Genomic DNA, 26785 nt, shown 5'->3' with positions numbered 1-26785 from the left:
AGTCAATCCCTTTTCTTTTTGTCTTTATATGATTAAATAAAATAATAGCCTTGAATTAAAGTTTTTATTAATTTGGATGCGCAAATGGGACCTGTGAAAATCGCCTACTTTACTTAGTATCCCTATATAAGTTCAGAATACACAACACAACCATATCATACTATCTATGGATCGCAGACAATTCCTTACGCTTCCTGCAAAACGCCAGCAAACAGCAGCCAAAGCGGAGACCACCGGCTTTCGTACTGATTCGGGCATTACAGCATACACGGGAGAATTTGGTACTGCTCAGGCAGTACACCTGCTGAAACGCACGATGTTCGGTTCTACTCCTGAAGATGTGACCTGGGCTAAAGGACTCGGCATGGACGCAGCAGTAGACGCCCTGATTGATACGGTCACTCCCGTAACTACGCAACCACTCAATACATACGGTGAAGATGAAACCGGTATCGCCCCCGGCACTACCTGGGTTAACTCTGCACCGCCTCCCGAAGAAGGCGATCTTGACAGGATGCGCTGGTCTTCCTATAAAGCATGGTGGCTGAAAGTCATGATTGACCAGTCACGCAGTATCCAGGAGAAAATGGTACTCTTCTGGCATAACCACTTCGTTACCGAAATGGATATGGTGAACGACTCCCGCTATGTGTATAAGTATAACACTATGCTGCGTTCTCATGCTACCGGCAACATCAAAGCGCTTACCAAAGCAGTGACCCTTGACCCGGCCATGCTCCGATACCTGAACGGCTATCTCAACGGAAAGGAAAGTCCGGATGAGAACTATGGTCGTGAACTGCATGAATTGTTCACCGTAGGTAAAGGACCAGATTCCGCCTATACAGAAGAAGACGTACGGGCTACTGCACAGGTGCTCACCGGCTATAGGATCAACCCCATTACCATGGAGTCCTATTTTGAAAGTACCCAGCACGTTATCACCAATAAAGAATTTTCAAGCTTTTATAATAACCGTAAAATCACCGGTAAAACGGGTGCTGACGGTGCTACCGAACTGGATGACCTGCTGAATATCATCTTTGATCAACAGGAAGCATCTAAATTCCTCTCTCGTAAAATATACCGTTTCTTTGTCTACTACCTCATCGATGACGGCGTAGAGCAAAACGTGATTACACCGCTGGCGAAGATCATGCGCGACAATAACTTTGAACTGAAACCAGTTCTGAAAGCGCTCTTCAAAAGTGAGCACTTCTTTGATCCACTGAATATGTCGGCTCTGATCAAAAGTCCGGTGGAATTTGCCGTAGGTATGATACGTGAGTTTGGCGTAGCATTTCCTACTGACTATATGGCTGCACACGAAGCGCTGAATACTATCCGCAACCACTGCGCCAATATGCTTCAGGATCTCGGTGATCCTCCGCAGGTAGCAGGCTGGGAAGCCTATCACCAGGCACCCCAGTACCATGAACTGTGGATCAATACAGATACCCTGCCTAAACGTAATATGATGAGTGATCTGATGATCAGCTCAGGAGGCTTTGGTGATGTACAAATTGATCCGCTGGCTTTCGTGGAAAGACTGTCCGATCCTTCTAATCCTGTCACTTTGATCCAGGATGTCCTGGACCTCTTATACCGTATCGAACTATCCGACACTTCAAAGGCAAGATTGAAAAATAATATCCTGCTCAGCGGACAAAGCCCTGACAGCGATTACTACTGGACAGATGCATGGAACGAATGGAAATCCAACCCTAACGCGGCTAACCGCAATATTGTGGAAACCCGTCTCCAGACGCTGTTCAAATACATGATGAATATGTCCGAATACCAATTAGCCTGATCCTTAGAAAGACCTATAAACTATGAAACGCAGAGACTTTCTTAAATATTCCGCTCCGGCAACGATCCTGCCGACCTTTATAAATGGCTTTTCCGTAAAAGCCTTCGGTGGCTCATCGCTGCTGAACGCTTTACAGAAATCTGCCGAAGATAATGACCACGTACTGGTAATGATCCAGATGATAGGTGGAAATGATGGTCTTAATATGATAGTGCCGCTGGACGTATATGCGGATTATCAGGCTGCCCGCACCAATATCGCTATTCCGGAAGGTGCTGTGCTGCCACTCGCTAATAACATTAAAACTGGTTTCCATCCGGCTATGACGGGCCTCCAGGAACTATATGAGAATGGTAAAGTATGTGTGATCCAGAGTGTAGGCTACCCTTCTCCTGACTACTCCCACTTCCGCGCAATGGATATCTGGCTGAGTGGTTCAGACGCTAACCAGGTAATTGAATCAGGTTGGGCAGGCCGCTACCTCGAAACACAGTTCCCTGGGTTCCCCGATGCCTATGAAGGTACTGATCCGCTGGCTATCCAGATCGGTTCACTGACATCGCCGGTTTTCCAGGGTAGCGATGCTAATATGGCGGTAGCTATATCCAGTTCTACTGATTTCTATAACCTGATTGAAGACATTATGGACCCTGTTCCAAATACCCATGCGGGTGTGGAACTGGAATACGTCCGCCTGATCGCCAAACAGTCTAATAAGTTTGCAGATTCTATCAAAAAAGCAGCTGCTAATGTCACTTCTCAGAGTCCATACCCGGATAACAGACTGGCAGAACAGCTCAAAATAGTTGCACGCCTGGTGGCAGGTGGTCTGAAAACCCGCCTGTACATGGTAACGCACGCTTTCTTTGATACACATGCTAATCAGGCACAAGCCGGCGATACTACCAAAGGCGAACACGCAAGATTACTCGGTCAACTGTCTGACTCAATCAAGGCATTTATGGACGATCTTACCAAACTGAAAGCATCCCGCCGCGTGGTAGGTATGACATTCTCTGAGTTTGGCCGTCGTATCAAGTCAAATGGTAGTATGGGTACTGACCACGGTGCCGCTGCACCGATGATTGTCTTTGGCGATTACGTGCTCCAGGGTGTTTTAGGCTCATCTCCTGATATCCCCACACAAACCAATGTTAGTGATAATATGCCGATGCAATACGATTTCCGCTCGGTATACGCCTCCTTGCTGGAACAATGGTTCTGTGTGAACAGCGCTACCCTGCAGACAGTCCTGTTCAAAGATTATCAGCGCCTGCCCATTGTAAGCGGCATCGCCTGTGGTACGCTAACGACAATAGATGATGTGAATAATGGCAGTAATAACCTGATTACCAACTATCCGAACCCATTCGTGGCTAACACGACCCTGAAGTATAAAACCCGGGGCGGACATACCATGATCCAGATATTTGATACAATGGGCCGCCTGGTATCTACACCTGTTAACAAGGTCCAGCCAGCCGGTGAATACAGCATTACCTTCGAAAGTGGTAATCTGTCCGCAGGTATCTTTTACGCCCGCCTGCAAAACGGTGTGTACCAGCATGTAAGGTCCATGCTTAAAGTGAAATATTAATACTTACTATACTATATGTCAAAAGTTCATGGCAGTATATGCCATGAACTTTTTTGTTTTTGGTAGTAGACGATGTGTGTAATCTATTGATCCTAAAAGACTAATGAGGGTTTGTATATCCCCGAACGAGTTGTGGACGAACAAGCGACGAACTAGCGACGGCCAAGCGACGAACAAGCACTCTTGCCGAACACCCCTAAACCGGCTATCCCTGACTTAGCACTTTTACAGATATTGCTGTCATTTTGCCAGCTGGTGGGCAACGGTGTTGCATTTATTGGTTATATTTGTAACCGTCAAACTCATGATCTGAAGCACAAGGTCTTATACCGGATATTGGCTATCATGCTACTGGGGGTATTTATTTTCAATACCACCCCAAGGGCATTTATACATCAGTTTTTCAGCCATCACGATACTGACGATGATACCACCAGCGTCATAAGGTATGGTACGACCTTATCTGAAAAACATGTTCACTGTGGCTTTCTTCAGATAGAACCGGAAGCATATCAACATGCCAGCTTATCCTACTATATGCTGGTGCATGAAGTGATCTGGCATTTCCCACCACCGGTTATCCCTGTTATCGGGCATGTTATCCACAGAATTTTATCTCCCCGTGCGCCTCCCGTTACATGGATTGCGTAGTTAATTTTTCTTGATCGCTATTAATGCTATTAAAAGGGCTATCAGCCCAGATTGTGTCTGTGACTGCAAACATCGGGTTGCCGTTGCAGCATATTGTTATAAATAAATCTTGTTATGCACTATTTACGTGTCCTCCATATAGCTGTAATTATCAGCCTCCTTAGTTTTTCATCAGCCCTTGCTAATCTGCTTTCTGCTGATGAGGCTAACAATTCCCTCAGCGGAACTGTAACAGATAAAGCTTCTAATAGCCCATTACCTGGCGCTACAGTGTACTTTCCGGATCTGCATATCGGCGCTTCCGCTAATACACAGGGGCATTATGAAATCAAAAATCTGCCTAAAGGTAAATACCTGGTAGAGGTACATTATATTGGTTATGCAGCCTTTACAGAAGTTGTACAAATCGAAGGTAATACACAAAAAGACTTCTCACTTGCCGAGACGCTGCTTGAAAAGAACGAAGTTGTGATCACTGGCGTAAATATGGCTACTACTCTTAAAAAAACGCCTACCCCGGTAAGTATTATCAGGAAAGATTATCTCGACGCTAATATCTCCACCAATATTATTGATGCAATTGCAAAACTACCAGGTGTTAGTCAGCTGACCACCGGACCTGCTATCTCCAAGCCATTCATCCGCGGACTGGGATATAACAGGGTAGTAGTTGTTGGTGATGGTGTACGACAGGAAGGACAGCAATGGGGAGATGAGCACGGTATTGAAATTGATGATTACAATGTCAGCAAAGTGGAGGTATTAAAAGGTCCATCTTCCCTGGTATATGGCTCAGATGCACTGGCGGGCGTAGTAAATATTGTGCCTCCGGGCGCTGTGGCTGCAGGCCATATCAAAGGGAATGTAGCGGCAAACTATCTCACCAATAACGGACAGATTTCTTATCATGCAGATATAGCAGGTACGTCAAAAGGTGGCTTCAGCTGGAGTGCTTTCGGTACCCAGAAATTTGCACATGACTACAAGAATAAATACGATGGTTATGTCTTCAACTCCAAATTTAAAAATACTAACTACGGAGGTAGCCTGGGATTGAATAAACAATGGGGGTCTTCTACGCTCCGCTTTACTTCCTTTAACCAGGAACTGGGGCTGGTAGAAGGTGACCGTGATGAAAACGGACTGTTTATCAAACCTGTAAATAACAATGGTGAAGAAGACGAAGCCGTTGCTACAGATGATGATTTCAAATCTTATAAGATCGGTATTCCTGCACAAAAAATCACACATAATAAACTGGTTTGGGATAACAACGTATACCTGCATAATGGTGGCCGCCTTGCACTGACCCTGGGTTATCAATGGAATCGCCGTAAGGAATTAGGCAATGTCCTGGAACCCGATGAGCCGGAGTTGTTCCTGAAGCTTAATACCTTCAATTATGGCCTGAGATATTATTTGCCGGAAATGAATGGTTGGCAAACGACTATCGGCGTAAATGGTATGCAGCAAAAGAATAACATTGGAGGAGAAGAATATCTGATACCCGCATACAATTTGTTTGACGCAGGTATATTCGCAGTCACCAGCAAAACTTTCGATAAGCTGACACTGAGTGGTGGTCTGCGTTTTGATAATCGTCAGATGACAATCAAAGGGTTGCAACTGAATGATGATGGTATTCCGGTGGAGAACGGTGGTGAGACGAAATTTGCTTCTTTTGACCGTGACTTCTCTAACATATCAGGAAGTGCTGGTCTGAGTTATGCTGCCAGCCAGCAGGTAACACTGAAGTTAAATGTTGCCCGGGGCTTCCGTGCGCCGAATGTTTCTGAACTCGCTGCGAATGGTGTACATGAAGGCACTATTAAGTATGAGTATGGTAACAATGATCTGAAGCCGGAGGTAAGTACGCAGGGAGATCTTGGAATTGAGTTCAATTCGCAGCATGTGTCATTGACTGCCAGTGTGTTTTATAACCATATTAATAACTTCATCTTCGCACGTAAGCTGGTCAGCGTAGCAGGAACTGATTCCATTCCTGTAGCCGACAATGAAGATGGATACTCGGCTTTCAAATATCAACAGCATACTGCTAACTTGTACGGCGGTGAATTTATGTTAGATATCCACCCACATCCTATTGACTGGCTGCATTTCGAGAACACAGTATCTTATGTACGCACTGCTATTGCAGATGGTCCCGATTCAGCGAAGTACCTGCCTAATATTCCTGCGGCCCGCTGGATATCTGAGCTGAAAGGTAACTTCAAAAAAGTAGGAGGTATCCTGCAGAACGCTTATATCGGTGTACAGCTGGATAATACCTTTGCGCAGAATGATATTTTTTATGCTTATCAGACAGAAACAGCTACCTCCGGATATACTTTGCTGAATGCCGGAATAGGTACAGACTTCATTAGCAGAAACAGTAAGAAAACATTGTTCTCCTTACACTTGTCTGCCAATAACCTGACAGACGTTGCCTACCAGAATCACCTCAGCCGGTTGAAGTATGCACCTGTAAATGAAGTAACAGGTAGAGCAGGCGTATTCAACATGGGTAGAACGTTCAGTGTGAAAGTGGTGATACCTATAGACATTAGGTAACATCGAATTGAAGGTTGATTGAAATAAATGACCAGTTGTAAATTGCTGGTGAATATAAAAAGGCCGGATGCTTCTGTGGAGAAGTATCCGGCCTTTCTACTTATAAGTCAGTATTTAATATGCATGATGCAGATGGCCGCCTATTCCCCTTGCACACAGTTCTTTGTTCTCCACCGGGAGCTTTGCAGCAATCCGTTTCTTAATCGATGCCAGGTAATTGTTTATGGGCAATTTTGCCTCAGCGCACTTATCAGGCTCTTATCATAGTTTAACTCTACAGGCTTATCCAGATCCACAGTAATATCTTCCAGCTTCTCATTTGCTTTATCCAGTCTTAGCCATGCGATGGTTGATTCATGGTCTTTTTCGCTGGCAAACAATTGGAGAAACAGCTTGGTATTTTCCTGACGGTCAATCCTTACCTTAATATTTTCCTTTTTGGCTAGTTCAGATTTGAAGTCAGAGCTCTGGATAATATCAGTGATGGTATTATAACATTCCGGTGAGTAAGGGCCTGATTTAGGCTTCAGTACTTCAGAAGGAGGCGCATTACGGGGTGTATCTGCGGAGGTTTGTCCGGCAGGTATGTCGGAAGTAGTAGCTGCAACTGTGCTGGTGTCTGCCTGCCTTTCCGTTTCCTGGGTAGTAGTTGCACAGGAAGATAACAGAGCAATGCCGCAGATGTACAGTAAGTGGTTGAATTGCATGAGATATCTTTTGCCGGTACTACAACAAAAGTCGTGCAATGAATCTGTATAAAAGAAAAACGGCTGACTATTCAGTCAGCCGTTTCGTTATTTGTCAGGCAGTTCTGCCGTACTTTCATCATAATATACAAAGAAATAAAGGTAGATGACTCTGCTGATACGCATTAACCAGGGTTGTAGCACTACGAGTAATACACCGTTTAGACCCAGCCAGATGAATACGCTGTTATCTTCCCAGGACATTCCGAAGATCACCCAGTAGGCAATCAGCGTTGCTACTGAGAAGGCCACGGCTAACGCATAACTTACGTATCCTGTACCGAACCAGAAGCCTGTTTCCAGTTCGTATTTCTGTCCGCAGACAGGACAATGCTCATGCATCTCGAATGTCTTTTTCAGATTCGTATATGCATTTTTTGTTTTAAACATGTCTCCTCTGCGGCAATGTGGGCATTTCATACTGAGCATGCTCAGAAGGTAGTTAGGTCGCGTGTTACTCATGAGTGCAAAGATAATTATCTCTCTCCAATCTGTTGTCTCCACATAGCGTAATACAGACCTTTTTCTTCCAACAGCGAGCCATGAGTACCTGTTTCTACAATACGGCCTTTTTCCAGTACGTAGATCCTGTCGGCATGCATGATGGTAGATAATCTATGTGCAATCATTACCGTTATATGCTCACGTGTGGAGGTGATGTCACGTACAGTATTGGTAATAGACTCTTCCGTTAGTGAATCCAGTGCAGACGTTGCTTCATCAAATACCAGCAGTCTTGGGCGGCGTAACAATGCACGTGCAATGGACAGGCGTTGTTTCTCACCACCGGAGATCTTCATACCGCCTTCACCGATAACGGAGTTCAGTCCGTTGTCAGCACGTTCCAGTAAGGTAGTACAGCTGGCGTCTTTCATCACTTTCAGTAGCTCTTCATCTGTTGCCTGTGGATTGACAAACAAGAGGTTTTCTTTGATAGTGCCGGAGAATAACTGAGTATCCTGAGTAACAAAGCCGATCTGGTAACGCAGTTCCTCGATATCTATTTCCTTACTATTCACTCCGTTATACCCGATAGTACCTTCCTGTGGCGCATACAAGCCGACGAGTAGTTTGACCAGTGTGGTTTTGCCTGAACCAGAGGGCCCGACAAAAGCGATGGTTTCGCCTACATTTACGCTGAAGTTGATATCATCCAGTGCTTTATTGTCGGCAGTCAGGTGTTTAAATCCAACATGATTAAAGGTCAGATTATCGATACGATTAATCTTCACCGGATCGGAAGGTGTTTCTTCTACAGGCGTTTGCATGATGCTTTCAAAGTTCAGCAGTGATACCTGTGCTTCCCTGTAAGACATGATAATATTACCAAGTTCCTGCAGCGGCCCGAAGATGAAGAAGGAATATAGTTGCAATGTGAACATCTGTCCGACGGTTACTGTATCCTTATAGATCAGGAACAGCAGCAGGAACAGGATGCTCTGACGCAGGAAGTTGACAAAAGTACCCTGTACGAAACTGATACTACGTATGCTGCGCACCTTTTTCAGTTCCAGCATCAGGATGCGGATGGTGGTAGAGTTCAGCCTGCGGATCTCCTGGTGTGTTAACCCGAGGCTTTTTACCAGTTCGATATTACGCAGGGATTCTGTTGTGGCTCCGGCCAGCATTGTCGTTTCCTTTACGATCGTTTTCTGGATCGTTTTGATCTTTTTACTGAGCGCATTGATCAGCCATCCCAGTATCAGGCTACCTCCGAAGTATACGAACACCAGGCTCCAGTGTACACTGAAGGCGTATATCATGACAAATATTACACCGATTAATGCGACGAATAGTACGTTCACAAAGGAGGTGATAAACTTCTCACTGTCTGTACGGACTTTCTGCAATACCGCCAGTGTTTCACCGCTTCGTTGATCTTCAAACTGCTGATAGGGAAGGCGCAGCGAGTGCCTCAAGCCGTCAGTATAGATCCTGGCGCCAAATTTCTGTATGATTACATTGGTGAAATAGTCCTGGAAGGCCTTGGCAATACGCGATACCATAGCTACACCTACGGATCCCAGCAGCCAGAGAATAACACCGGTAACATATTCGGATTGTGTACGTACTTCTCCATTTGCCGTTTTGTGCGGATGGTCAGCAAAAAGGTCTATAATTCTGCCGAAGATATATGGATCCAGCAGGGAGAATACCTGGTTAATGGTTGCTAATAACAAGGCCAGTGCTATCAACCATTTATAACTTTTCAAATAATATAAGAACAGTTTCATGATGCTAAAGACAATCTAGGGCACAAAGGTACATTAATATTGATGTTGCAACACCTTTGGATAATGCTGGTAGGAAAAAATAGAGTAACTTAATACTCAGAATCGGTTACAGCTTATACAGCACCGGCTAAAATCACCAAAACGGCATTCCACGTCAACTTTTCTCTTTCTTATTGTTTACGATCAGCCCGCTCCGGCTGTCAAGCCTTAATTCTTACGTTTATGAAGACCTATGATGAAAAACACATCAGGAACATTGTATTATTAGGTGCCGCCAAAAGCGGAAAGACCACCCTTTGCGAAACCATGCTGTTTGAAGCTGGTATTATACCCCGACGCGGTTCAGTAGAAGAAGGAAACACTGTTTCCGACTATCACGACGTAGAGCATGAGCGGGGAAGTTCGGTGTACGCCACCTGCCTGCATACCGAATGGCGGGATTACAAAATCAATATCATTGATACCCCTGGACTTGAAGACTTCATTGGTGAAATCATATCTTCCATCAGGGTCTGCGATACCGCGTTGCTGCTGCTGAATGCCCAGCATGGGGTAGAAGTAGGTACTGAACAGATATGGGATTATGTAGATAAGTACAAGAAGCCGACTATCCTGGCTGTTAATCAGCTGGATGCAGAGCAAGCCAACTTTACCCGTACAATAGAAGATGCCCGCCGGGTATTTGGATCTGCTGTAACACTTATGCAATATCCTGTAAATCAGGGGCCGGGATTTAATTGTGTGATTGATCTGCTGAAAATGACAATGTACTGTTTTCCTGATAAGGGAGGTAAGCCAGAAAAGTTACCTATACCAGAGAGTGAAAAGGAGCAGGCGGAGCGACTGCATAATGAATTAGTGGAAAAAGCAGCTGAGAATGACGATACCCTTATGGAGCAGTATTTTGAAAAGGGTAGTCTTGATGAGGATGAAATGCGGCAGGGCCTGAAGATAGGTATGCTGAAACATCATGTCTTTCCGGTATTCTGTCTGTCAGCATTATACAATATGGGTAGTGGACGGCTGATGGGATTCATTGATAATGTAGCGCCGGCAGCCATTGATATGCCGGCAGAGCGGGCAGAGGATGATAGCCCTGTCTCCTGTGATCCCGCAGCATCTCCCGTATTATTTGTATTTAAAACGCTTCAGGAGCCCCATATAGGGCGCCTTTCGTTTTTTAAGGTATTAGCGGGCGAAATCAGGGCTGGCGTCGAATTACATAACGAAAAGGGCAATACCACTGAACGGCTTAATCAGCTGTTTATTACTGATGGTCGTAACAGGCAATCTGCGGATATACTAAGGGCAGGGGATATAGGCTGCACCCTTAAACTCAAGAATACCTTTACCAATCATACTTTACTGGGGGATAGGCAGGCCGGTAAACAGATACAGTCCATTAATTTTCCGACGCCCAAAGTACGGGTAGCAATAGAGGCTACTAATAAAGTGGATGATGAAAAGCTGAGTGAGGTACTGGCGGAGCTGCATATGGAAGATCCGACACTAAAAATAGAGTACAACCGGGAGCTGAAGCAGGTGATCCTTCACGGGCAGGGCGACCTCCATCTGGCGCTAACCAAATGGCGGCTTGAAAATATCTATAAAATGCATGTAGCATTCCTGCCAGCAAAGATCCCTTACCGCGAAACCATCCGGAAGCACGCTGTAGCTACTTACCGTCATAAGAAGCAATCAGGTGGCGCGGGACAGTTTGGCGAAGTATTCATGACTATCGAGCCTTACTATGAAGGTATGCCGCCTTACAAAGAGCATCCTGTAAGAGATACAGAGGAAATTGCCCTCAACTGGGGCGGCAAACTAATCTTCAATAACTGCATTGTCGGTGGCGCTATAGATACCCGCTTTTTACCGTCTATATTAAAGGGGGTGATGGAGAAAATGCAGGAGGGACCATTGACTGGTTCTTATGTAAGGGATATCAGGGTGAGCGTGTATGATGGTAAGATGCATCCGGTGGATAGTAATGATATCTCTTTTAAGATTGCCGGTATGATGGCCTTCCGCGATGCTTTTCATCAGGCAGCCCCCCAGCTGCTTGAACCGGTGTTCGATCTCGAAATCACAGCGCCCGACACCATGGCCGGCGATATCATGAGTGAGCTGCAAAGCCGTAGAAGTATCATCACAGGTATGGATTCTCCCAATGGTTATCAGATTATCAAAGCGCGTACGCCACAGGCCGAGCTGGATAAGCTCTATGCAGCTTTGCGGAATGTTACGCAAGGTAAGGCCAAGGTCAAAGCCGCCTTTGCCGAGTACGCGCCCGTACCTCCCGAATTACAGAAGAAGCTTTCCGAGGCATACAAAGGTGCCGAGCTGGTAGCATAATCACTTATCCCACCAGTCCTGCCGGTCGAGGCTCCTGCAATGTATAGCTTCTGCAAGATGTTCGGTTTTTATATGTTCACACCCTTCCAGGTCTGCTGCAGTACGGCTTACTTTCAGGATGCGGTCATATGCCCGTGCGGACAACTTTAGTTTCTGCATAGCATTCTTCAGCAGGTTTTCACCATCACTGTTTAACTGGCATACCTTCCTGAGGAGACTACTGTTCATCTGCGCATTACAATAGATTCCTCTGTGACCATTGAACCGGGAAGTCTGTATCTCACGTGCTAGTAAGACCCGTTCCCGAATGCTGTTACTGGACTCGCCATAAGTATGATCGAGTAGTGACTCAACGGGTACCGGTGTGACTTCTATATGCAGATCTATTCTGTCCATTAACGGGCCAGATACTTTGTTCAGATAACGTTGTACGGATCCTGGTGCACAGGTACATGCTTTAACCGGGTGATTGAAAAAACCACAGGGACAGGGGTTCATGGAAGCCAGGAGTGTAAAGCTGGCGGGAAACTCCACTGATAGCCGCGCCCGTGCAATAGACACACGTCTTTCTTCCAGTGGTTGCCGCATTACTTCCAGTGCTTGTCTGCTAAATTCGGGTAGTTCATCCAGGAATAGAATACCGTTATGTGCCAGTGAGATCTCACCGGGTTGTGGAATGCTGCCTCCTCCAATCAGAGCTGTGTGACTGATCGTATGATGTGGTGAACGGAAAGGCCGCTGTGTAATCAGTGATGCATCTGCCGGCAGCTTACCTGCTACTGAGTGTATCTTGGTAGTTTCAAGTGCTTCATGTAATGTCAGTGGCGGTAGTATTGTTGATAACCGTCTGGCCAGCATTGTTTTTCCGGCTCCGGGAGGACCAATCAGTAAAGCATTATGTCCGCCGGCAGCTGCAATTTCAAGCGCACGCTTGATGGTATATTGCCCTTTGACGTCATTGAAATCCACATCAAATGCTTGCTGTGCATTGGCAAATTCACTCCTGGTATCAACGTATGCAGGTTGCAATGCAGAGGGCGTACGTAGAAATTCTATCACATCGCGCAGATGTGTTACGCCATATACGGCCAGGTTATTGACCATGGCAGCTTCACGCGCATTTTGCGCCGGTACGATCAGTCCTTTGAATCCTTCCTTTCGTGCCTGTATAGCAATAGGTAATGCTCCCCGGATAGGTTGCACTGTTCCGTCCAGAGATAGCTCACCCATTATGGTAAATTCAGGCAACGTACTTCCATCTATCTGTTCAGAAGCTGCCAGCAGACCCAGTGCAATAGGAAGATCATAAGCAGATCCTGCCTTCCGGATGTTGGCCGGAGCCATGTTCACGACTGTCCTGAAACGTGGGAAGCGGAACCCAATATTTGTAATAGCTGATTCTATACGTTGTTCACTTTCTTTTACGGCGCTATCAGGCAAACCAACTATATGGAACTGTGTGCCTTTGGGTGACACATCCACCTCAATAACAATGGATATGGCTTCTACGCCTTGCACAGCGCTGCCAATGGTTTTAACAATCATGGATGAGCAGAATGGTTAAGAATGATCTAAAGGCCGAATTTAGTATTTGCTGGCAATTGTCGGATTGTTCATTTCATCCGTTTTATCTCGTATTATTGAGAATCATTCATAGTTTCTAATTGCTTAGTATCTTGTATTTATGAAGTGGATAATTTTAGGTCTGATATCAGTACTCTCCTCTTGTTCAAATCTGATAACCAGGTATGATGATGTCACAGTTATAGATATCAATAATACGCGTACAGATCAGCATTTTACATTGACTGATGCCGCAGCTATCAAAGACCTTTTGCAATGCGTGAACCGTTCCTGGCAAGAGCCTCTAAAGTTTTACCCCACCTACAAACTGAAAGTAATAACAGCAGATACTACCTACTGGTTTGCTATTAATAAAGACGGTATAAAAAGCGCCAGTGGAACATTTAAAAGTATATATGATATTGAAAGAAGGTTACAATCGCTTGAACTAAAAATAAAAGGAGCCCATTGATAACAGGCTCCTTAATTATATACTTGACTATCTGATATTATCTAACAGGTCTAATACCTTCTCTCTCTTCAATATGAGATAACCAATCTTTTCTTTGGCTACTCCATCTTTTAATTGATAAGTGAAATATAGATTGTCGTCAATTACCTGTGACTCAAAATACTTAAACCGTATGTTCTTTGCATTCTGTAATTCTTCTGCAATTTCATACAGATGCGTGGATAGAATAAACAGGCAATTAGTACTTTTCAGTAACCCATTTACCACCGCCAATGAACAGTTTTTCGCATCTTCCACATTGGTGCCCTTAAACATTTCATCAATCAGCACCAGCCATTTTTTATTATCACTGATCTTAACGATGGTGTTTTTAATACGCTGTACTTCATTAAAGAAGTAACTTTCTCCCTTAAAGATATTATCCTGTACCTGGATGTTACTGAATATACCATTAAAGAAACTTAGTTTCATACTATCGGCCGGTACGCCCATCCCTATATGAGCCAGGAACACAGCTACTCCGACGGCTTTGATGAACGTTGTCTTGCCTGCCATGTTTGCACCTGTCAGAAACAGAAAGTGAGACTGTGGCTTCATCGTAATATCATATGCTACCGGTTTGGGCAGGATGATATGATACAGATTATTCAGCTCTACAATAGGGTGAGGTGTATCTTCAAATACCGGGAACTTCAGATTAAAGTGCCTGATCGCCTTTGCCATAGCATAGTAAGCATCCAGGCGACGGTAGATGTCCAGTAACTCTGCAATATGTTTACGCTGCCTTTTACGGATGTAGTGGTCATAGCGTAAGATGTTCATAAAGGATACAGGCCCTGAAGCATTTGCATCAACAATATCATTGAACTCTTTCTGGTAAAGTAACGTATGTGCTCTGTCCAGCAGCAGCTTCAGTATCTTTGGCGTGTCTTCCGTGTTGAAATGTTTTTCCAGCCGGCGGAAGCCATTTAATAAATTCAGCAGCTGCGTAAAGGAAAACTTTATAAAGCTATAGTCTGGAGAGAAAATAGTTTTCGTCAGTAGTGAACTAACAACCAATCCAACACCTTCCGGATTGGAAATCGGCTCAATCTGCGCTTCCAGGTAATTTTCCATTACGACAATAGTCCCATTGCTGATAAGATCGGCAGGCCAGTTTTCCTCCTGTTGAAGAATAAACTGCAATACCTGCTGACGGTCTTCAATAGACGCAATATCTTTCAGCGGCGTACTGTACAGATACCTTAAATACTCCCTGCCACCTGTGGTTGTGGTAAAGTCCAGTTTATGAAATAGCGAATACTCTTCGTCACGATTAAATATAGAGAGATCATAGTAGGTTGTTTTGTCCAGTTCCATGCACAGGTATTTTTAGTGAATATACGGATATTAGAAAAAAGGCCTTGTATCCTGTAAGTACTGCCCGGTTAATATTACAGATGCACTACATAAAGATTTCCATAAATATATCTGACTGGTGTACAAAAGAAAATGCTCTTAACCATATAAGGATAAGAGCATTTTCTTATGATGAACACCGTATTAACGGTTGAATGATAAGCGTTGTCCGGTAACAGACTCATTGAACTGTCCGTTTTCATATGCCAGATGACCACTCACAAAAGTGTGGGTTACTGCTGCAGGGAACGTATGTTCTTCAAACGGAGACCAGCCGCATTTATAGTGAATATTCTTCTTGTCTACCATTGTAGCCTGCTGAAGATCTACTATCACACAGTCTGCAAAATAGCCTTCGCGCAAATAGCCTCTGTCCTTTATCTGGAAGCAGATAGCCGGTGCGTGTGACATCTTTTCCACCACCTTTTCCAGCGTAATATTACCCAGTTTAGCGTGCTCCAGCATCAGCAGTAAGCTATGCTGTACCAGCGGCACACCAGATGGTGCCTGCAGGTAAGGCTGGTGCTTTTCTTCCCAGGTATGCGGTGCATGGTCTGTTGCAATGATGTCGAGTCTGTCATCCAGCAGTGCTTTCCAAAGCGCCTGTTTGTTACTTACTGCTTTAACAGCAGGGTTACATTTGATCAGATTGCCGTATTTAACGTAGTCATCAGCTGAGAAGTGCAGGTGATGTACACATACTTCTGCTGTAATACGCTTTTCTGCCAGTGGCAGCATATTGCTGAACAGCTGGAGTTCTTTCTCTGTAGTAATATGGAGGATGTGCAGGCGAGAATTAAACTTCTTTGCAAACTGAATAGCTGCCAGTGACGATTCAAAGCAAGCCTCTTCGTTACGGATGATAGGGTGATAAGCAACTGTCAGGTTATCAGGACCGACTTCCTGCTTATATTTCTCCATGTTGGCTTTGATAATCTTCTCATCTTCACAGTGTGTAGCAATAAGCAGTTCACTGCCGGAGAATATCTTTTCAAGGGTAATGTAGTTATCTACCAGCATATTACCTGTGGAGGATCCCATAAAGATTTTCACACCGCAAACCTGATCTTTCCGTTCATTGGTACGCAGTACTTCCTCCACGTTATCATTGGCTACTCCCATAAAGAAAGAGTAGTTTGCCAGGGAATGCTGTGCCGCTATCTTGTATTTATCTTCCAGTAATTCCTGCGTAAGGGCTGCCGGTTGTGTATTTGGCATCTCCATAAAGCTGGTCGTTCCACCTGCTACAGCTGCACGTGCTTCGGTATAGATGGTTGCTTTGTGGGTCAGGCCGGGTTCACGGAAATGTACCTGGTCATCAATGACGCCGGGCAGCAGGTGCTTGCCTTCTCCGTTTATTTCTGTGTACTGACCGCTTACATTGATCTGAGGAGCAATTTTAGCAATGCGGCCATCCTGGATATATACGTCCTGAACAGTGGTGGTTCCTTCGTTGACCACTGATATATTGCGGATTAAGTAATTTTGCATGCCGCAAATTAATCAAAAATCAGCTATTGGTATATGCACTATTACGCCGGGCTTCGGCCTTGCCGCTATACGCTCAGCGGTAGGGAACTATATCAGGAATAAGTGGTGGTAAATAGTTAAATGCTCAGTATGCATCAACCTTCCAGGTGTATTGAAAACACAATCATTCTTGACTGCAGCTTGTCAATTACATTAGAGTATCGCAGGTGTTCATCTTTTACATGTACATTGCCGATACCGTTACTGATCTTAAACTCTGGAGAGAAGATAAAGCTTGGAAAGTAAAACTCAAAGCCTGCTCCAAATTCATAGCCGAAATCGCTTTTTCTGATCTTCACCAGGTCTTCTGCACGACGGGCACGGGCATTGGATGCCAGGTCATAATCGTACTTGAGGCCACCGATTGTATACACGCGTAAGTTACCGATACGGTCAGATTTGAACTTCAGCTGTAATGGAAAGCTCAGCAGGATAGACTCAATGTTTTTGGTCGTTTCCCTCTGAGGATAGTTTTCTTTATAGTAGAGGTTCTTGGAGGCAAATAATAACTGAGGATTAAAGCGCAGGTCAAAAAACTCACTTAGACGCAGGTTTCCCAATAGCCCCAGGTTAAATCCGAAGGTCTTTAAAGGTTCTGCAACCATGATAGAATCCTGTTTAAGGAATATCTCATCATGGTATAACTTAAAATTTGAGTTATTGGCTGCCAGTGTGATACCGAAGTAATAGGGCTTGGCATCATGTTCTTCCATATACATAGTGGTCTGCGCTTTCACGCCGGCCATATTCCATAGGATAACCAGAAGTACTAGCGGGACGCGCAATAAATAGAGCTGATGCCGAATGTGAGTTTTTTGCATGTTACTGCTTGGAAACCGGTATTAGTTAAAATATTACACATCTCCTGACCTTGTGGAAACGCTTTAACGGATTCCGGCAGATAGCTATATGCCGCCTTGCTTCGCGCAATCCATTTCCCGATCAATGGTGTAATATAACGAAAATATGAATTATATAATTGTTTAACAGGAAAAACTGTAGGATTAGAAAATTCCAGTATAATCAGTTTTCCTCCCGGTTTAAGTACACGTAACATTTCAGACAGCCCTTTCTCCAGATTCTCGAAGTTACGTACGCCATAAGCTACCGTTATTGCATCAAACGCCTGATCAGGAAAACTTATTGTCTCGCTGTCACCCAGCTGTAAGGTTATTTTGTGTGCCAGACCTAGTTTGTTCACCTTTTCCCGTCCATAGGACAGCATGCCCTCAGATATATCAATCCCGGTGATTGACTCGGGTTGCAGCATTTTATTGGCCATGATAGCAAAATCTCCCGTACCAGTTGCTACATCCAGCATCTTCTTCGGCTTCAGATCCTTTAATTGCTTTAAAGCCTTTTTCCGCCATTGAATATCAATGCCTAAAGACATAAAATGGTTGAGGAAATCATAGCGGTGAGCAATGTCGTTAAACATGGTCGCTACCTGTTCCTTCTTACTGAGCGATGATGTGGCAAATGGGACAATCTTCTTATCTGACATAGGCCGCAAAGTTAGGTGAAAATAGGTAGAAACAGAGAAATGCGGGTGATAACTAAATTTTCGTGAACTTTGCCACAAACCGCAATGATCTGCGGATCATTGACTATCGATTGAATATTATGATCATCAAGACCGCGCAATACCTTATCAGCAATGTAGACTGGCAGAAATGTCCCACTCCGAACCTTCCGGAATATGCCTTCATCGGCCGTTCCAATGTGGGAAAATCCTCTCTGATCAACATGCTGGCCAATAATGAAAAGCTGGCCAAGACTTCCGGCACCCCCGGAAAAACCCAGCTGATCAATCATTTTATTATAAATGATGCCTGGTACCTGGTCGATCTGCCAGGATATGGTTTTGCAAAAGTTAGTCAATCCCAGCGCAGATCCTGGGAGCAAATGATCGAAAACTACCTTCGTAAAAGGGAAAACCTCGTGAATGTATTTGTGCTGATTGACAGCCGTCACACTCCTCAGAAACTGGATATTGACTTCGTAAATCAGCTGGGAGAGTGGCAGATTCCTTTCACCCTTGTATTTACCAAAGCAGATAAGAATACCCAATCTGAAACCAGCAGGAACGTTAAGGCATTCCTCAACAAGCTCAGAGAATCATGGGAATTTCTACCAGCCCACTTCGTAACAAGTACTGTTAAGAAATCAGGAAGGGATGCTATCCTTTCGTTTATTGACGAGAATAATATGCAATTCAGAGCAATCGCTCAATAAGCCGTCTTCTCTCAGGGCCTTACCCGCACATATATCTGACCTGCATGTACGTTGGAGTGAACGGACAACAGAGAAAGTGTGTCGTTACCGGTAATTTTGCAACTGAAGATCTTTGGATTCCAGGGGTCACTGTCTGCTACCAGGTATGGCTGGTGATCGCTTTTCAGGGCCATCAGAAACTTCTCCCTCGCTATCAGGCTGTCCCGCAGATAACGCAGCATCATATTGCCATCAAATTTTAAGATAGTGAGCGCAGTAGTGTCTGCTCTGACCATGTCGCCCCCTAATGATGGCCTGGAGTAAATCAATCTCCAGCTGCCCTGCAATTTTTGGGAAGAGTTGTCCGTAATAGATTCTTTTCTGCACGAAGCAATAGTAAGTACGAATACTAACAGTAGTATGACAGTTGTGTAGGTACGCATGTTGGACAGGTATTCAGTAATATATGATATAAATTAAGGAAAATAATTGAGATTATACGCACTTTATGGGGGAAAACTTCCTGTTGGAGGCGGCGGGCGCATCCAGCAGGCGTGGAATATTGATACTTACCTTCTTTTTTAGTTCACCACTTTATCTGCGCAACAGCTGCTGGCAAATGCATCCGGTTTGGCTTTAAAGGCAAACCCCATCCCCAGTATGTAACCCATCGCTTCGCGCAATGCCAGGTTACTTTTAAACTGTGGATTGGTGTTGATGTCAGCATGTACTTCCATATCTACGTCATACTGCGTAAACATGTCGCACAGTTCATAGGCAATTTCAATGCTCTTCGCTACTTCAATGAGCATACGCTCTTTGATCGAGTAAACATCACGTGTTTTGTCATTGTGGATAAACATGAATCCTCCATGCCCTTCACGCAAAAAAACAATTACTGTTGCAAATTCGGTCTCCAGACCTTTTACCTGTGAATCCGTGCCAATACATACTTTTAGATGAAAGCCCTTGCCGGTTTCCCGGATAATTGCCTGGCGCACTTCTTCCTTAATGGGCAAATTAATTGGCTCGCCATTGAATCTTCTCCATTTCATGATAATATATATGATTAGAGTGAATAGGCGTGGTAGTTAAGACAATTTGATGGCCGGTCTTTCGTGCAAATCCTTGCTGATGTTGGAGCTTATTGTATAAGTAATATACAAAAAATAATGCAGGAATCAGGTAGGAGGAAGTAGTAATTCATAGTAAGGACTGGCCGGTTAGGAGAAGCGCTCCGGCGTAAAACTGCTGCATAAGAGAGATATAGCTGAAAAAAGGCAGCTGAAGACTTGTCATACATCGCCTTCAGCTGCCATAAAGTTTACATTGAATTAATATTGTCCTGTGCTCAGCATCACCAGCGTACAAGCTTCTACTGGTTCTATACCTTTGCTGCTGGCCAGTTCGGCCAGTTCGTCGTTTTCTGTACCCGGATTGAATATAATACGTTTTGGCTGCAGCTGCAGAATATAGTCATAATACTCCTGCTGGAGCTGAGGATTCATATATAAGGTAACAGTATCCACATCCTGCACTGGCGGATGATCTTTGGTAACCGGTATCTCGCCTATCTTAGCTTCCTTCTTACCGATAGCCACAACAGGATGTCCTTTGGCTGTCAGTCTGGATACTGCCAGGTAACTATATCTATCCGGGTTCGGAGATGCGCCTAATACTACCGTAAGTTTCTTGTCACTCATAATATTACGTTTTAAATGCACCTGCCACTATAGTAATACCAGCAGATACTACCATGTAAGAGCAAACATTAAACCATAATGCTTATATCAGGTGATACCGCCGCCTTGGCAGTTTTCTGATAATCTGCTGTAGAGCAGGCTGAAGTTCCGGATAGTGGAAAACAAACCCCGCCTGTATAGCTCTTGTCGGCAATACCCAGCGGCTTTTTAGTACTAATTCAGTTTCTGTTCCCATTACTTGTGCTCCAATTTTCAGCATCCAGGTATAGGCTGGTAGTCCGAAAAGATGTCCGCCGGCTTTCCTTAATGCCCGCATAAACTGCCTGTTATTCACCGGATGTGGGGCTGCACAGTTAAATACACCCTCCTGTTCCGGATGTTCATATAACCACTCCACCATCCTGCATACATCATCAATATGTACCCAGCTCATTTGCTGCCGGCCATTACCATGATAACCCCCCAATCCGAATTTCATAAGATTCATCAGTGGAGTGAGTACGCCTCCCTGGTGACCGATAGTAATGGCTATACGCAAAATTACCTTGCGGGTATGTGGTGTAACTGTCTGGTTGAAAGCGCCTTCCCACTGTTTACATACCTGCACCGAAAAATCATCTGCTATCTCACCGGTAAATTCGTCCATCGGACGGTCCTCTGCATGCCTGTAAATCGTTGCTGAACTGGAATTAATCCATAATGCCGGTGGATGCTTCAGTGTCTGTATCGCCGCACCTAATACCTGCGTTGATGCTACTCTGCTTGAAAATATCTCTTTCCTGTTCTCTTCCGTATACCGGCAGTTCACACTCTTTCCTGCCAGATTAATCAGTATGTCCGTTCTCTCCAGGTGACTGACCCAAGCGTCCTGCGTTTTTCCATCCCATTGTACATAGCTGATCCTTCCGCTGTCTGTCAGCGGTTGACGGGTAAGTATCACAATATCATTGTCCTGACCGAAATAGTCAATCAGTCCCTTCCCGATGAAGCCCGTACCTGCTGCTATAACTATTTTTTTATTTTTCATGGTAACCTGGTTGAGTGTGTTTCTGAAGTTTCAGTAATAATTGAAACATCTTAGCAAAAAAATATTACTTGAAAAGCTTCATCAATGTGCCATAGAACCAGCTTTCTTCTGCTTTGACAAAAGAATTGATCGCTTTATCTGACTGATGGGCAAATTTGTTAAGGTTTTGTATAGAGTCTCTGAATGCCTTTACATGCTTATCTTTCATGTCTCCTTCCACTTCCTGCAACTGGTTCAGTGTCTTAATGATAGGATCCAGTTCACGGCGCTTCCGCTCTCTTGCAATCTCTGTTGCTACTTTCCAGATATCCTTTTCCGCACTGAAGTACTCCTTACGCTCACCAGGAATCAGCACCCTATCTACCAGCCCCCAGTTGATCAACTCCCGGACGTTCATATTGGTATTGCCACGGGAAATGTTTAACTCTGCCATGATATCATCAGCACTCAGGGGATCAGGCATGATCATCAGCAATGCATGTATCTGCGCCATGGTACGGTTAATACCCCATTGAGCACCTAATGATCCCCAACTTTGTATAAACTGTGCTTTTGCTTCTGCCAATTTCATATGCTAAATGCTCATTTTCTTACTTCAAATGTAATGGTAACTTTTTGAACTTTCAAAAGAAAGTGAAAGAATAGGGGCATATAAACGCCTATTTACTGGAATATAGGCCCACTCTGTTGCCATCAGGATCAAAGATGATAGCAAAATATCCCATGTCCTGCAGCTCAGATACAGGACGTTTGTCCAGCTCAATTTTACCACCAGCTGCCTCTACACGATCCATTACCCCGGTCAGGTCGTCTCCTGCATACAGGTAGACAAGTGTGCCCCGCTGGCTGGGCAGATAGTCAGTTCCCTGTACCAGCGCGCCGCCAATACCGCCTTGTTCTTTGTTAAACTGGAAATATGCTTTTCTTTTAAATCCGAGGCTTTCTTCAGGCATTTCATAGTGGAGTATCTGGCTGTAGAACTTCCGGGCCCTGTCAAGATCATGTACAGGAATCTCAAACCAGCTTACAGCATGTTTAGGCATTTCCATTGATATTTGGTTGTGGGGCTACCTTAAATTTAAACATTTAAATACCAAATCCCAAATTCTCGTATTGACTAGCAGCGTGTTAAGTTGATCAGGGGGGGTAATATAAAAGAACAGGCGTCCCGGTATACGGAACGCCTGTTGTATAGTTAGTTGTTGATATATCTGATTATACCAGCATAGTTACCGGATTCTCCAGGTAGCCTTTCAGTGTTGCCAGGAAACGTGCGCCTACTGCTCCATCCACACTACGGTGGTCACAGCTCAGGGTCAGTTTCATGATATTTACCGCTTTAAACTGGCCTTTCTCTGAAACAACGGTTTCTTTGATACCACCTACTGCCAGGATTGCAGAATCCGGCGGGTTGATGATAGCAGTGAACTCGTCGATACCCATCATACCCAGGTTAGAGATAGTGAAGGTATTGCCAGAGAAATCCTGTGGCTGCAGTTTCTTGTTTTTCGCTTTGTCATACAGTTCTTTCGCATCACCAGCGATCTGGCTCAGCGACTTCTGATCTGCAAAACGGATAACTGGAACGATCAGGCCATCTTCAATAGCTACAGCAGAACCGATGTGTACATGGTGGTTCTGACGAATGAAATCACCCATCCAGCTGCTGTTTACATCAGGGTGCTGACGCAGTGCGAGGGCAGCAGCCTTGATAACCATATCATTGAAGGAGATTTTAACAGGAGATACTTCGTTGATCGCTTTACGCGCTTCCATCGCCTTATCCATGTTAACATCTACTTTCAGGTAGAAGTGAGGTGCGGAGAACTTGCTTTCGCTCAGGCGTTTAGCAATTACTTTACGCATCTGGCTCAGCTGAATATCAGTGTGACCTTCCTGACCTGCAGGTGCAGCGGAAGCACCCTTCGCAGCAGGAGCCGCGCCGGATTTAGCAGCAGCAGGTGCAGCAGATGGCACATAGCTGTCCACATCTTTCTTCACAATTCTGCCACCGTCGCCGGAACCAGTTACTTTATTGATATCGATACCTTTTTCTTCAGCCAGTTTCTTAGCCAGCGGAGATGCTTTCACACGACCGTCTTTGTTTTCAGAAACTTCAGCTGTAGCTGCTGGTGCCTCAGCTGCCTTAGCAGTACCTTCAGATGCAGCAGGAGTAGCTGCAGGTGCTGCCTGAGCGGCTGGTTTAGCGTCACCGGAACCTTCAGCGGCCAGGATAGCTTCTACATTGGTACCTTTTTTACCTACTATAGCAATGATGCCATTCACTTTGGCAGCATCGCCTTCTTTAACGCCTACATAAAGCAGTTCACCGTCAGCATAACCAATTACTTCCATGGTCGCTTTATCAGTCTCTACTTCAGCCAGTACGTCGTCACTTTTTACAGTATCGCCTACCTTTTTATTCCAGGCAACGATTTTACCTTCAGTCATCGTGTCGCTCAGCAGCGGCATACGGATAACTGTGGCATTTTTCAGTGCTTCTGCAGCAGCTGCGTTGTCTGCTTTGCCTGCGGCAGGAGCCGGAGCAGGAGTTTCCTTTGCTGCTGGTTGAGCCGCTGGTGCAGCCTGCTCATTATTATTTCCTCCACCCAGCAAAGATTTGTAATCCTCACCTGGTTTCCCTACAATAGCTATAATCTCATTTACTTTAGCAGCCTTACCTTTCTCGACACCAATATATAATAGAGTACCTTCCACATAACCCATTACTTCCATGGTGGCTTTATCTGTTTCCACCTCAGCAATTACGTCGTCTGCTTTTACGGTATCACCTACCTTTTTATGCCATTCCGCGATCACCCCTTCAGTCATCGTGTCACTCAAAAGGGGCATTCTGATAACTTCTGCCATAGTATTTATCCAAATTTTGCCCAAACCTACAAAAGAAATGCGAATTGTGAAAGTCAGATTACGGAAGTTATTTCCGTAACGCGCTTTAAAAATCGAGTTCCATATTCAACTTATCTTTAAGTTCCTTCACCAGCGGATACTTTTCTGCCATTTTCTGGAACTGCTCGCGGCTGGAAAGTGGCGCGGGGCCAATATCCTGGACCTGCTGTGTCTCATCCAGCTGTAAAGTCAGTACAATTGCCGGGTTTTGAAATTTATCTTTAAAGAAAGCTGAAATAGAAAGTTTTTCTTCCTCCATAAACCGGAATTGAACAATATTTCTGCTCACAATCCCGATTTCTTCTGTTCCCAGCAACTTAATTTGTGCCAGCTGGAGGTTACTCACCACTGTCATTTTGTTAGCCTGCCTGAACCGGTCAATAAATTCATCCCAGTATACCGACAAAGCGCCTGCTGTTATCGGGATAATCTGTTTGACTGTCTGTGTCTGCTGTTTTGCTGCCAATGCTTCTTTCATTGCTGCCAGTCCGGTCAGTTTGGGTCCTGCCGCCTGTGCCTGCCCTGTCTTCGGCGCTGTGGCTGTAGCTGTTGCTGTATAATTAGTGGAAGTGGTATTTGTTGCTGCTGCCGGCTGGGACACTGGCACGGGCTGCTGTACTGGTGCCGCTGCCTGTGTAACTGGTTGCGCCTTCGCTGTTGCCGGCATAACCGGTGTCTCAATAGTTAGCCGTGCTTCATTGCCGGCAATGGAAGCCGTCGTTGCCGGCTGACCAGCCACCGCTTTGCTTTCTGGTGCTGCCTGGGCAAAAGAGGACCTCAGTTTCTGAGGTGCTGCGCCATCAGCTACTAGTTTTTTTTTTACTACCTCTCCGGTCTGGTCATCACTTACCAGCGTAACTGCCTGCTGCAGGAAACAAAGCTTGATCAGCGCCATCTCAACATGCAGTCGCTTATTACGCGCCATACGGTAGTTGATCTCCGTCTCGTTCAGGAGGTGTAAAGCTGTGACCAGGTAAGATGGACTTACCCTGCCCGACATCTGTTTATACCTGTCTCTCAGATTGCCAGACACTTCTACCAGGTGTAATACGCGCTCTTCCTTGCTCATCAGCAGGTTACGCAAAAACTCAGCCCATCCGTTCAGGAAGTTATCTCCTTCAAAGCCTTTTTGTAATATTTCGTCAAATATCAGCAGTGCGCCGGCTACATCCTGTCCTAACACCGCCTCCATCACCTTGAAGAAATAATCATAGTCAAGGATGTTCAGATGCTCAAGGGTATTCTGGTAGGTAAGATGCCCGCCGGTAAAACTGACAATCTTATCCAGTGTACTCAATGAATCTCGCATACACCCGTCAGTTTTCTGCGCAACCAGGTGTAATGCATCCTGCTCCGCTTCAATATGCTCTTTCTGACAGATTTCCTGCAGATGGTCAACTGTATCCTGTATGGTGATGCGTTTGAAGTCGAATATCTGACAGCGACTCAGAATCGTAGGAAGAATCTTGTGCTTTTCTGTTGTCGCAAGTATGAAAATAGCATAGGAGGGGGGCTCTTCCAGCGTTTTCAGGAACGCATTAAATGCGGAAGAACTCAGCATGTGTACCTCATCTATGATATAGATCTTATATTTTCCTGCCTGTGGTGCAAAACGCACCTGCTCTACCAATGTTCTGATATCATCTACCGAGTTGTTGGATGCAGCATCCAGCTCATGAATGTTAAACGAACTTCCCTCATTAAATGATGTACAGGAATGACATTGGTTACAGGCTTCGCCATCCGGCTGGAGATTCTCACAGTTAATTGTTTTGGCCAGAATACGGGCACAGGTCGTCTTACCCACTCCTCTAGGACCACAAAACAGGAAGGCATGTGCCAGCTGACTGTTGCGGATCGCATTTTTCAGTGTGGTGGTGATATGTGATTGTCCGACTACGGTTGAAAAATTCTGTGGACGGTATTTACGGGCTGAAACGATAAAATTCTCCATATATGCAAACGCATTCGCGAGCGCCGAAAGTACACAAAATTGTCGAT

23 protein-coding genes are annotated in these 26785 nt (G+C 44.9%); 7 read left to right on the top strand and 16 right to left on the bottom strand.

Going from position 1 to position 26785, the window contains the following annotated elements; all coding sequences use genetic code 11:
* The first annotated feature begins 166 nt into the window (after positions 1-166).
* The 4 genes from K1Y79_RS26770 (at position 167) to K1Y79_RS26755 (ending at position 6632) form a co-directional block, all read left to right on the top strand.
* On the top strand, positions 167-1813 hold the full coding sequence (locus tag K1Y79_RS26770; protein ID WP_220253297.1) for a DUF1800 domain-containing protein: 1647 nt from the start codon (positions 167-169) through the stop codon (positions 1811-1813).
* 22 nt (positions 1814-1835) lie between these two features.
* Entirely contained in the window at positions 1836-3410 is a 1575-nt protein-coding gene (locus tag K1Y79_RS26765; RefSeq protein WP_220253296.1) for a DUF1501 domain-containing protein, read from the top strand.
* 183 nt (positions 3411-3593) lie between these two features.
* Positions 3594-4061 (top strand): hypothetical protein, encoded by a 468-nt coding sequence (locus K1Y79_RS26760; protein WP_220253295.1) that lies wholly within the window; start codon positions 3594-3596, stop codon positions 4059-4061.
* A gap of 114 nt (positions 4062-4175) precedes the next feature.
* Positions 4176-6632: a TonB-dependent receptor gene (locus tag K1Y79_RS26755; protein WP_220253294.1), complete on the top strand. Its 2457-nt coding sequence runs from the start codon at positions 4176-4178 to the stop codon at positions 6630-6632.
* 221 nt (positions 6633-6853) lie between these two features.
* Here the strand turns inward: K1Y79_RS26755 and K1Y79_RS26750 are convergent, their stop codons facing one another.
* The 3 genes from K1Y79_RS26750 to K1Y79_RS26740 form a co-directional block, all read right to left on the bottom strand.
* Positions 6854-7339, bottom strand: coding sequence for a hypothetical protein (locus K1Y79_RS26750; protein WP_220253293.1), 486 nt, complete (start codon positions 7337-7339; stop codon positions 6854-6856).
* A gap of 87 nt (positions 7340-7426) precedes the next feature.
* The gene (locus tag K1Y79_RS26745) at positions 7427-7840 is read right to left on the bottom strand and encodes a DUF983 domain-containing protein (protein WP_220253292.1); all 414 of its coding nucleotides are present in this window, start codon (positions 7838-7840) and stop codon (positions 7427-7429) included.
* Between the two features lie 14 nt (positions 7841-7854).
* Positions 7855-9612: an ABC transporter ATP-binding protein gene (locus tag K1Y79_RS26740; RefSeq protein WP_220253291.1), complete on the bottom strand. Its 1758-nt coding sequence runs from the start codon at positions 9610-9612 to the stop codon at positions 7855-7857.
* Between the two features lie 222 nt (positions 9613-9834).
* Here K1Y79_RS26740 and K1Y79_RS26735 point away from each other — a divergent pair, with 222 nt between their 5' ends.
* Positions 9835-11967: an elongation factor G gene (locus tag K1Y79_RS26735; protein ID WP_220253290.1), complete on the top strand. Its 2133-nt coding sequence runs from the start codon at positions 9835-9837 to the stop codon at positions 11965-11967.
* Here the strand turns inward: K1Y79_RS26735 and K1Y79_RS26730 are convergent, their stop codons facing one another.
* Entirely contained in the window at positions 11968-13512 is a 1545-nt protein-coding gene (locus K1Y79_RS26730; RefSeq protein WP_220253289.1) for a YifB family Mg chelatase-like AAA ATPase, read from the bottom strand. It abuts the gene before it with no gap.
* 139 nt (positions 13513-13651) lie between these two features.
* On the opposite strand from K1Y79_RS26730, the gene K1Y79_RS26725 reads away from it, so the two are divergent.
* A complete protein-coding gene (locus tag K1Y79_RS26725) occupies positions 13652-14002 on the top strand; it encodes a hypothetical protein (RefSeq protein WP_220253288.1) in 351 nt (116 codons plus the stop codon).
* A gap of 27 nt (positions 14003-14029) precedes the next feature.
* On the opposite strand, the gene K1Y79_RS26720 is transcribed toward K1Y79_RS26725, so the two are convergent.
* From K1Y79_RS26720 to ubiE, 4 genes are all read right to left on the bottom strand, one after another.
* Entirely contained in the window at positions 14030-15361 is a 1332-nt protein-coding gene (locus K1Y79_RS26720; protein WP_220253287.1) for a MutS-related protein, read from the bottom strand.
* Between the two features lie 183 nt (positions 15362-15544).
* Positions 15545-16891: a dihydroorotase gene (locus K1Y79_RS26715; RefSeq protein WP_220253286.1), complete on the bottom strand. Its 1347-nt coding sequence runs from the start codon at positions 16889-16891 to the stop codon at positions 15545-15547.
* Positions 16892-17025: 134 nt separating this feature from the next.
* Complete coding sequence (gene porT / locus K1Y79_RS26710; RefSeq protein ID WP_220253285.1) at positions 17026-17676, bottom strand: type IX secretion/gliding motility protein PorT/SprT; 651 nt, start codon at positions 17674-17676, stop codon at positions 17026-17028.
* Positions 17677-17699: 23 nt separating this feature from the next.
* The gene (ubiE, locus tag K1Y79_RS26705) at positions 17700-18434 is read right to left on the bottom strand and encodes a bifunctional demethylmenaquinone methyltransferase/2-methoxy-6-polyprenyl-1,4-benzoquinol methylase UbiE (RefSeq protein ID WP_220253284.1); all 735 of its coding nucleotides are present in this window, start codon (positions 18432-18434) and stop codon (positions 17700-17702) included.
* Positions 18435-18496: 62 nt separating this feature from the next.
* On the opposite strand from ubiE, the gene yihA reads away from it, so the two are divergent.
* On the top strand, positions 18497-19165 hold the full coding sequence (gene yihA, locus K1Y79_RS26700) for a ribosome biogenesis GTP-binding protein YihA/YsxC (protein ID WP_317197508.1): 669 nt from the start codon (positions 18497-18499) through the stop codon (positions 19163-19165).
* 11 nt (positions 19166-19176) lie between these two features.
* On the opposite strand, the gene K1Y79_RS26695 is transcribed toward yihA, so the two are convergent.
* From K1Y79_RS26695 to K1Y79_RS26660, 8 genes are all read right to left on the bottom strand, one after another.
* The gene (locus K1Y79_RS26695) at positions 19177-19587 is read right to left on the bottom strand and encodes a hypothetical protein (protein WP_220253283.1); all 411 of its coding nucleotides are present in this window, start codon (positions 19585-19587) and stop codon (positions 19177-19179) included.
* Between the two features lie 138 nt (positions 19588-19725).
* Positions 19726-20199: a ribonuclease H-like YkuK family protein gene (locus tag K1Y79_RS26690; RefSeq protein ID WP_220253282.1), complete on the bottom strand. Its 474-nt coding sequence runs from the start codon at positions 20197-20199 to the stop codon at positions 19726-19728.
* Between the two features lie 279 nt (positions 20200-20478).
* Positions 20479-20847 carry a CoA-binding protein gene (locus K1Y79_RS26685; protein ID WP_220253281.1) on the bottom strand — a complete coding sequence of 123 codons (369 nt, stop codon included), beginning with the start codon at positions 20845-20847 and terminating at the stop codon, positions 20479-20481.
* 82 nt (positions 20848-20929) lie between these two features.
* The gene (locus K1Y79_RS26680; RefSeq protein ID WP_220253280.1) at positions 20930-21874 is read right to left on the bottom strand and encodes a TIGR01777 family oxidoreductase; all 945 of its coding nucleotides are present in this window, start codon (positions 21872-21874) and stop codon (positions 20930-20932) included.
* 64 nt (positions 21875-21938) lie between these two features.
* Complete coding sequence (locus K1Y79_RS26675) at positions 21939-22445, bottom strand: GbsR/MarR family transcriptional regulator (protein WP_220253279.1); 507 nt, start codon at positions 22443-22445, stop codon at positions 21939-21941.
* An 88-nt stretch (positions 22446-22533) separates the two neighbouring features.
* Positions 22534-22917: a VOC family protein gene (locus K1Y79_RS26670; protein ID WP_220253278.1), complete on the bottom strand. Its 384-nt coding sequence runs from the start codon at positions 22915-22917 to the stop codon at positions 22534-22536.
* A 172-nt stretch (positions 22918-23089) separates the two neighbouring features.
* Positions 23090-24745, bottom strand: coding sequence for a pyruvate dehydrogenase complex dihydrolipoamide acetyltransferase (locus K1Y79_RS26665; protein ID WP_220253277.1), 1656 nt, complete (start codon positions 24743-24745; stop codon positions 23090-23092).
* 85 nt (positions 24746-24830) lie between these two features.
* Positions 24831-26738 carry a DNA polymerase III subunit gamma/tau gene (locus K1Y79_RS26660; RefSeq protein WP_220253276.1) on the bottom strand — a complete coding sequence of 636 codons (1908 nt, stop codon included), beginning with the start codon at positions 26736-26738 and terminating at the stop codon, positions 24831-24833.
* Positions 26739-26785 lie beyond the last annotated feature (47 nt).

The sequence above is a fragment of the Chitinophaga rhizophila genome (assembly GCF_019492185.1).
Lineage (GTDB): Bacteria > Bacteroidota > Bacteroidia > Chitinophagales > Chitinophagaceae > Chitinophaga > Chitinophaga rhizophila.
Note: the sequence above shows the minus strand (reverse complement) of the source record. Positions and strands in the feature narration are given on the sequence as shown.

What these genes read in the sequence shown, in the direction of transcription:
- K1Y79_RS26770 (WP_220253297.1), top strand. Translation starts at nt 167, where the DNA reads ATGGATCGCAGACAATTCCTTACGCTTCCTGCAAAACGCCAGCAAACA.
- K1Y79_RS26765 (WP_220253296.1), top strand. Translation starts at nt 1,836, where the DNA reads ATGAAACGCAGAGACTTTCTTAAATATTCCGCTCCGGCAACGATCCTG.
- K1Y79_RS26755 (WP_220253294.1), top strand. Translation starts at nt 4,176, where the DNA reads ATGCACTATTTACGTGTCCTCCATATAGCTGTAATTATCAGCCTCCTT.
- K1Y79_RS26750 (WP_220253293.1), bottom strand. Translation starts at nt 7,339, where the DNA reads ATGCAATTCAACCACTTACTGTACATCTGCGGCATTGCTCTGTTATCT.
- K1Y79_RS26745 (WP_220253292.1), bottom strand. Translation starts at nt 7,840, where the DNA reads ATGAGTAACACGCGACCTAACTACCTTCTGAGCATGCTCAGTATGAAA.
- K1Y79_RS26740 (WP_220253291.1), bottom strand. Translation starts at nt 9,612, where the DNA reads ATGAAACTGTTCTTATATTATTTGAAAAGTTATAAATGGTTGATAGCA.
- K1Y79_RS26735 (WP_220253290.1), top strand. Translation starts at nt 9,835, where the DNA reads ATGAAGACCTATGATGAAAAACACATCAGGAACATTGTATTATTAGGT.
- K1Y79_RS26730 (WP_220253289.1), bottom strand. Translation starts at nt 13,512, where the DNA reads ATGATTGTTAAAACCATTGGCAGCGCTGTGCAAGGCGTAGAAGCCATA.
- K1Y79_RS26725 (WP_220253288.1), top strand. Translation starts at nt 13,652, where the DNA reads ATGAAGTGGATAATTTTAGGTCTGATATCAGTACTCTCCTCTTGTTCA.
- K1Y79_RS26720 (WP_220253287.1), bottom strand. Translation starts at nt 15,361, where the DNA reads ATGGAACTGGACAAAACAACCTACTATGATCTCTCTATATTTAATCGT.
- K1Y79_RS26715 (WP_220253286.1), bottom strand. Translation starts at nt 16,891, where the DNA reads ATGCAAAATTACTTAATCCGCAATATATCAGTGGTCAACGAAGGAACC.
- porT (WP_220253285.1), bottom strand. Translation starts at nt 17,676, where the DNA reads ATGGCCGGCGTGAAAGCGCAGACCACTATGTATATGGAAGAACATGAT.
- ubiE (WP_220253284.1), bottom strand. Translation starts at nt 18,434, where the DNA reads ATGTCAGATAAGAAGATTGTCCCATTTGCCACATCATCGCTCAGTAAG.
- K1Y79_RS26695 (WP_220253283.1), bottom strand. Translation starts at nt 19,587, where the DNA reads ATGCGTACCTACACAACTGTCATACTACTGTTAGTATTCGTACTTACT.
- K1Y79_RS26690 (WP_220253282.1), bottom strand. Translation starts at nt 20,199, where the DNA reads ATGAAATGGAGAAGATTCAATGGCGAGCCAATTAATTTGCCCATTAAG.
- K1Y79_RS26685 (WP_220253281.1), bottom strand. Translation starts at nt 20,847, where the DNA reads ATGAGTGACAAGAAACTTACGGTAGTATTAGGCGCATCTCCGAACCCG.
- K1Y79_RS26680 (WP_220253280.1), bottom strand. Translation starts at nt 21,874, where the DNA reads ATGAAAAATAAAAAAATAGTTATAGCAGCAGGTACGGGCTTCATCGGG.
- K1Y79_RS26675 (WP_220253279.1), bottom strand. Translation starts at nt 22,445, where the DNA reads ATGAAATTGGCAGAAGCAAAAGCACAGTTTATACAAAGTTGGGGATCA.
- K1Y79_RS26670 (WP_220253278.1), bottom strand. Translation starts at nt 22,917, where the DNA reads ATGCCTAAACATGCTGTAAGCTGGTTTGAGATTCCTGTACATGATCTT.
- K1Y79_RS26665 (WP_220253277.1), bottom strand. Translation starts at nt 24,745, where the DNA reads ATGGCAGAAGTTATCAGAATGCCCCTTTTGAGTGACACGATGACTGAA.
- K1Y79_RS26660 (WP_220253276.1), bottom strand. Translation starts at nt 26,738, where the DNA reads ATGGAGAATTTTATCGTTTCAGCCCGTAAATACCGTCCACAGAATTTT.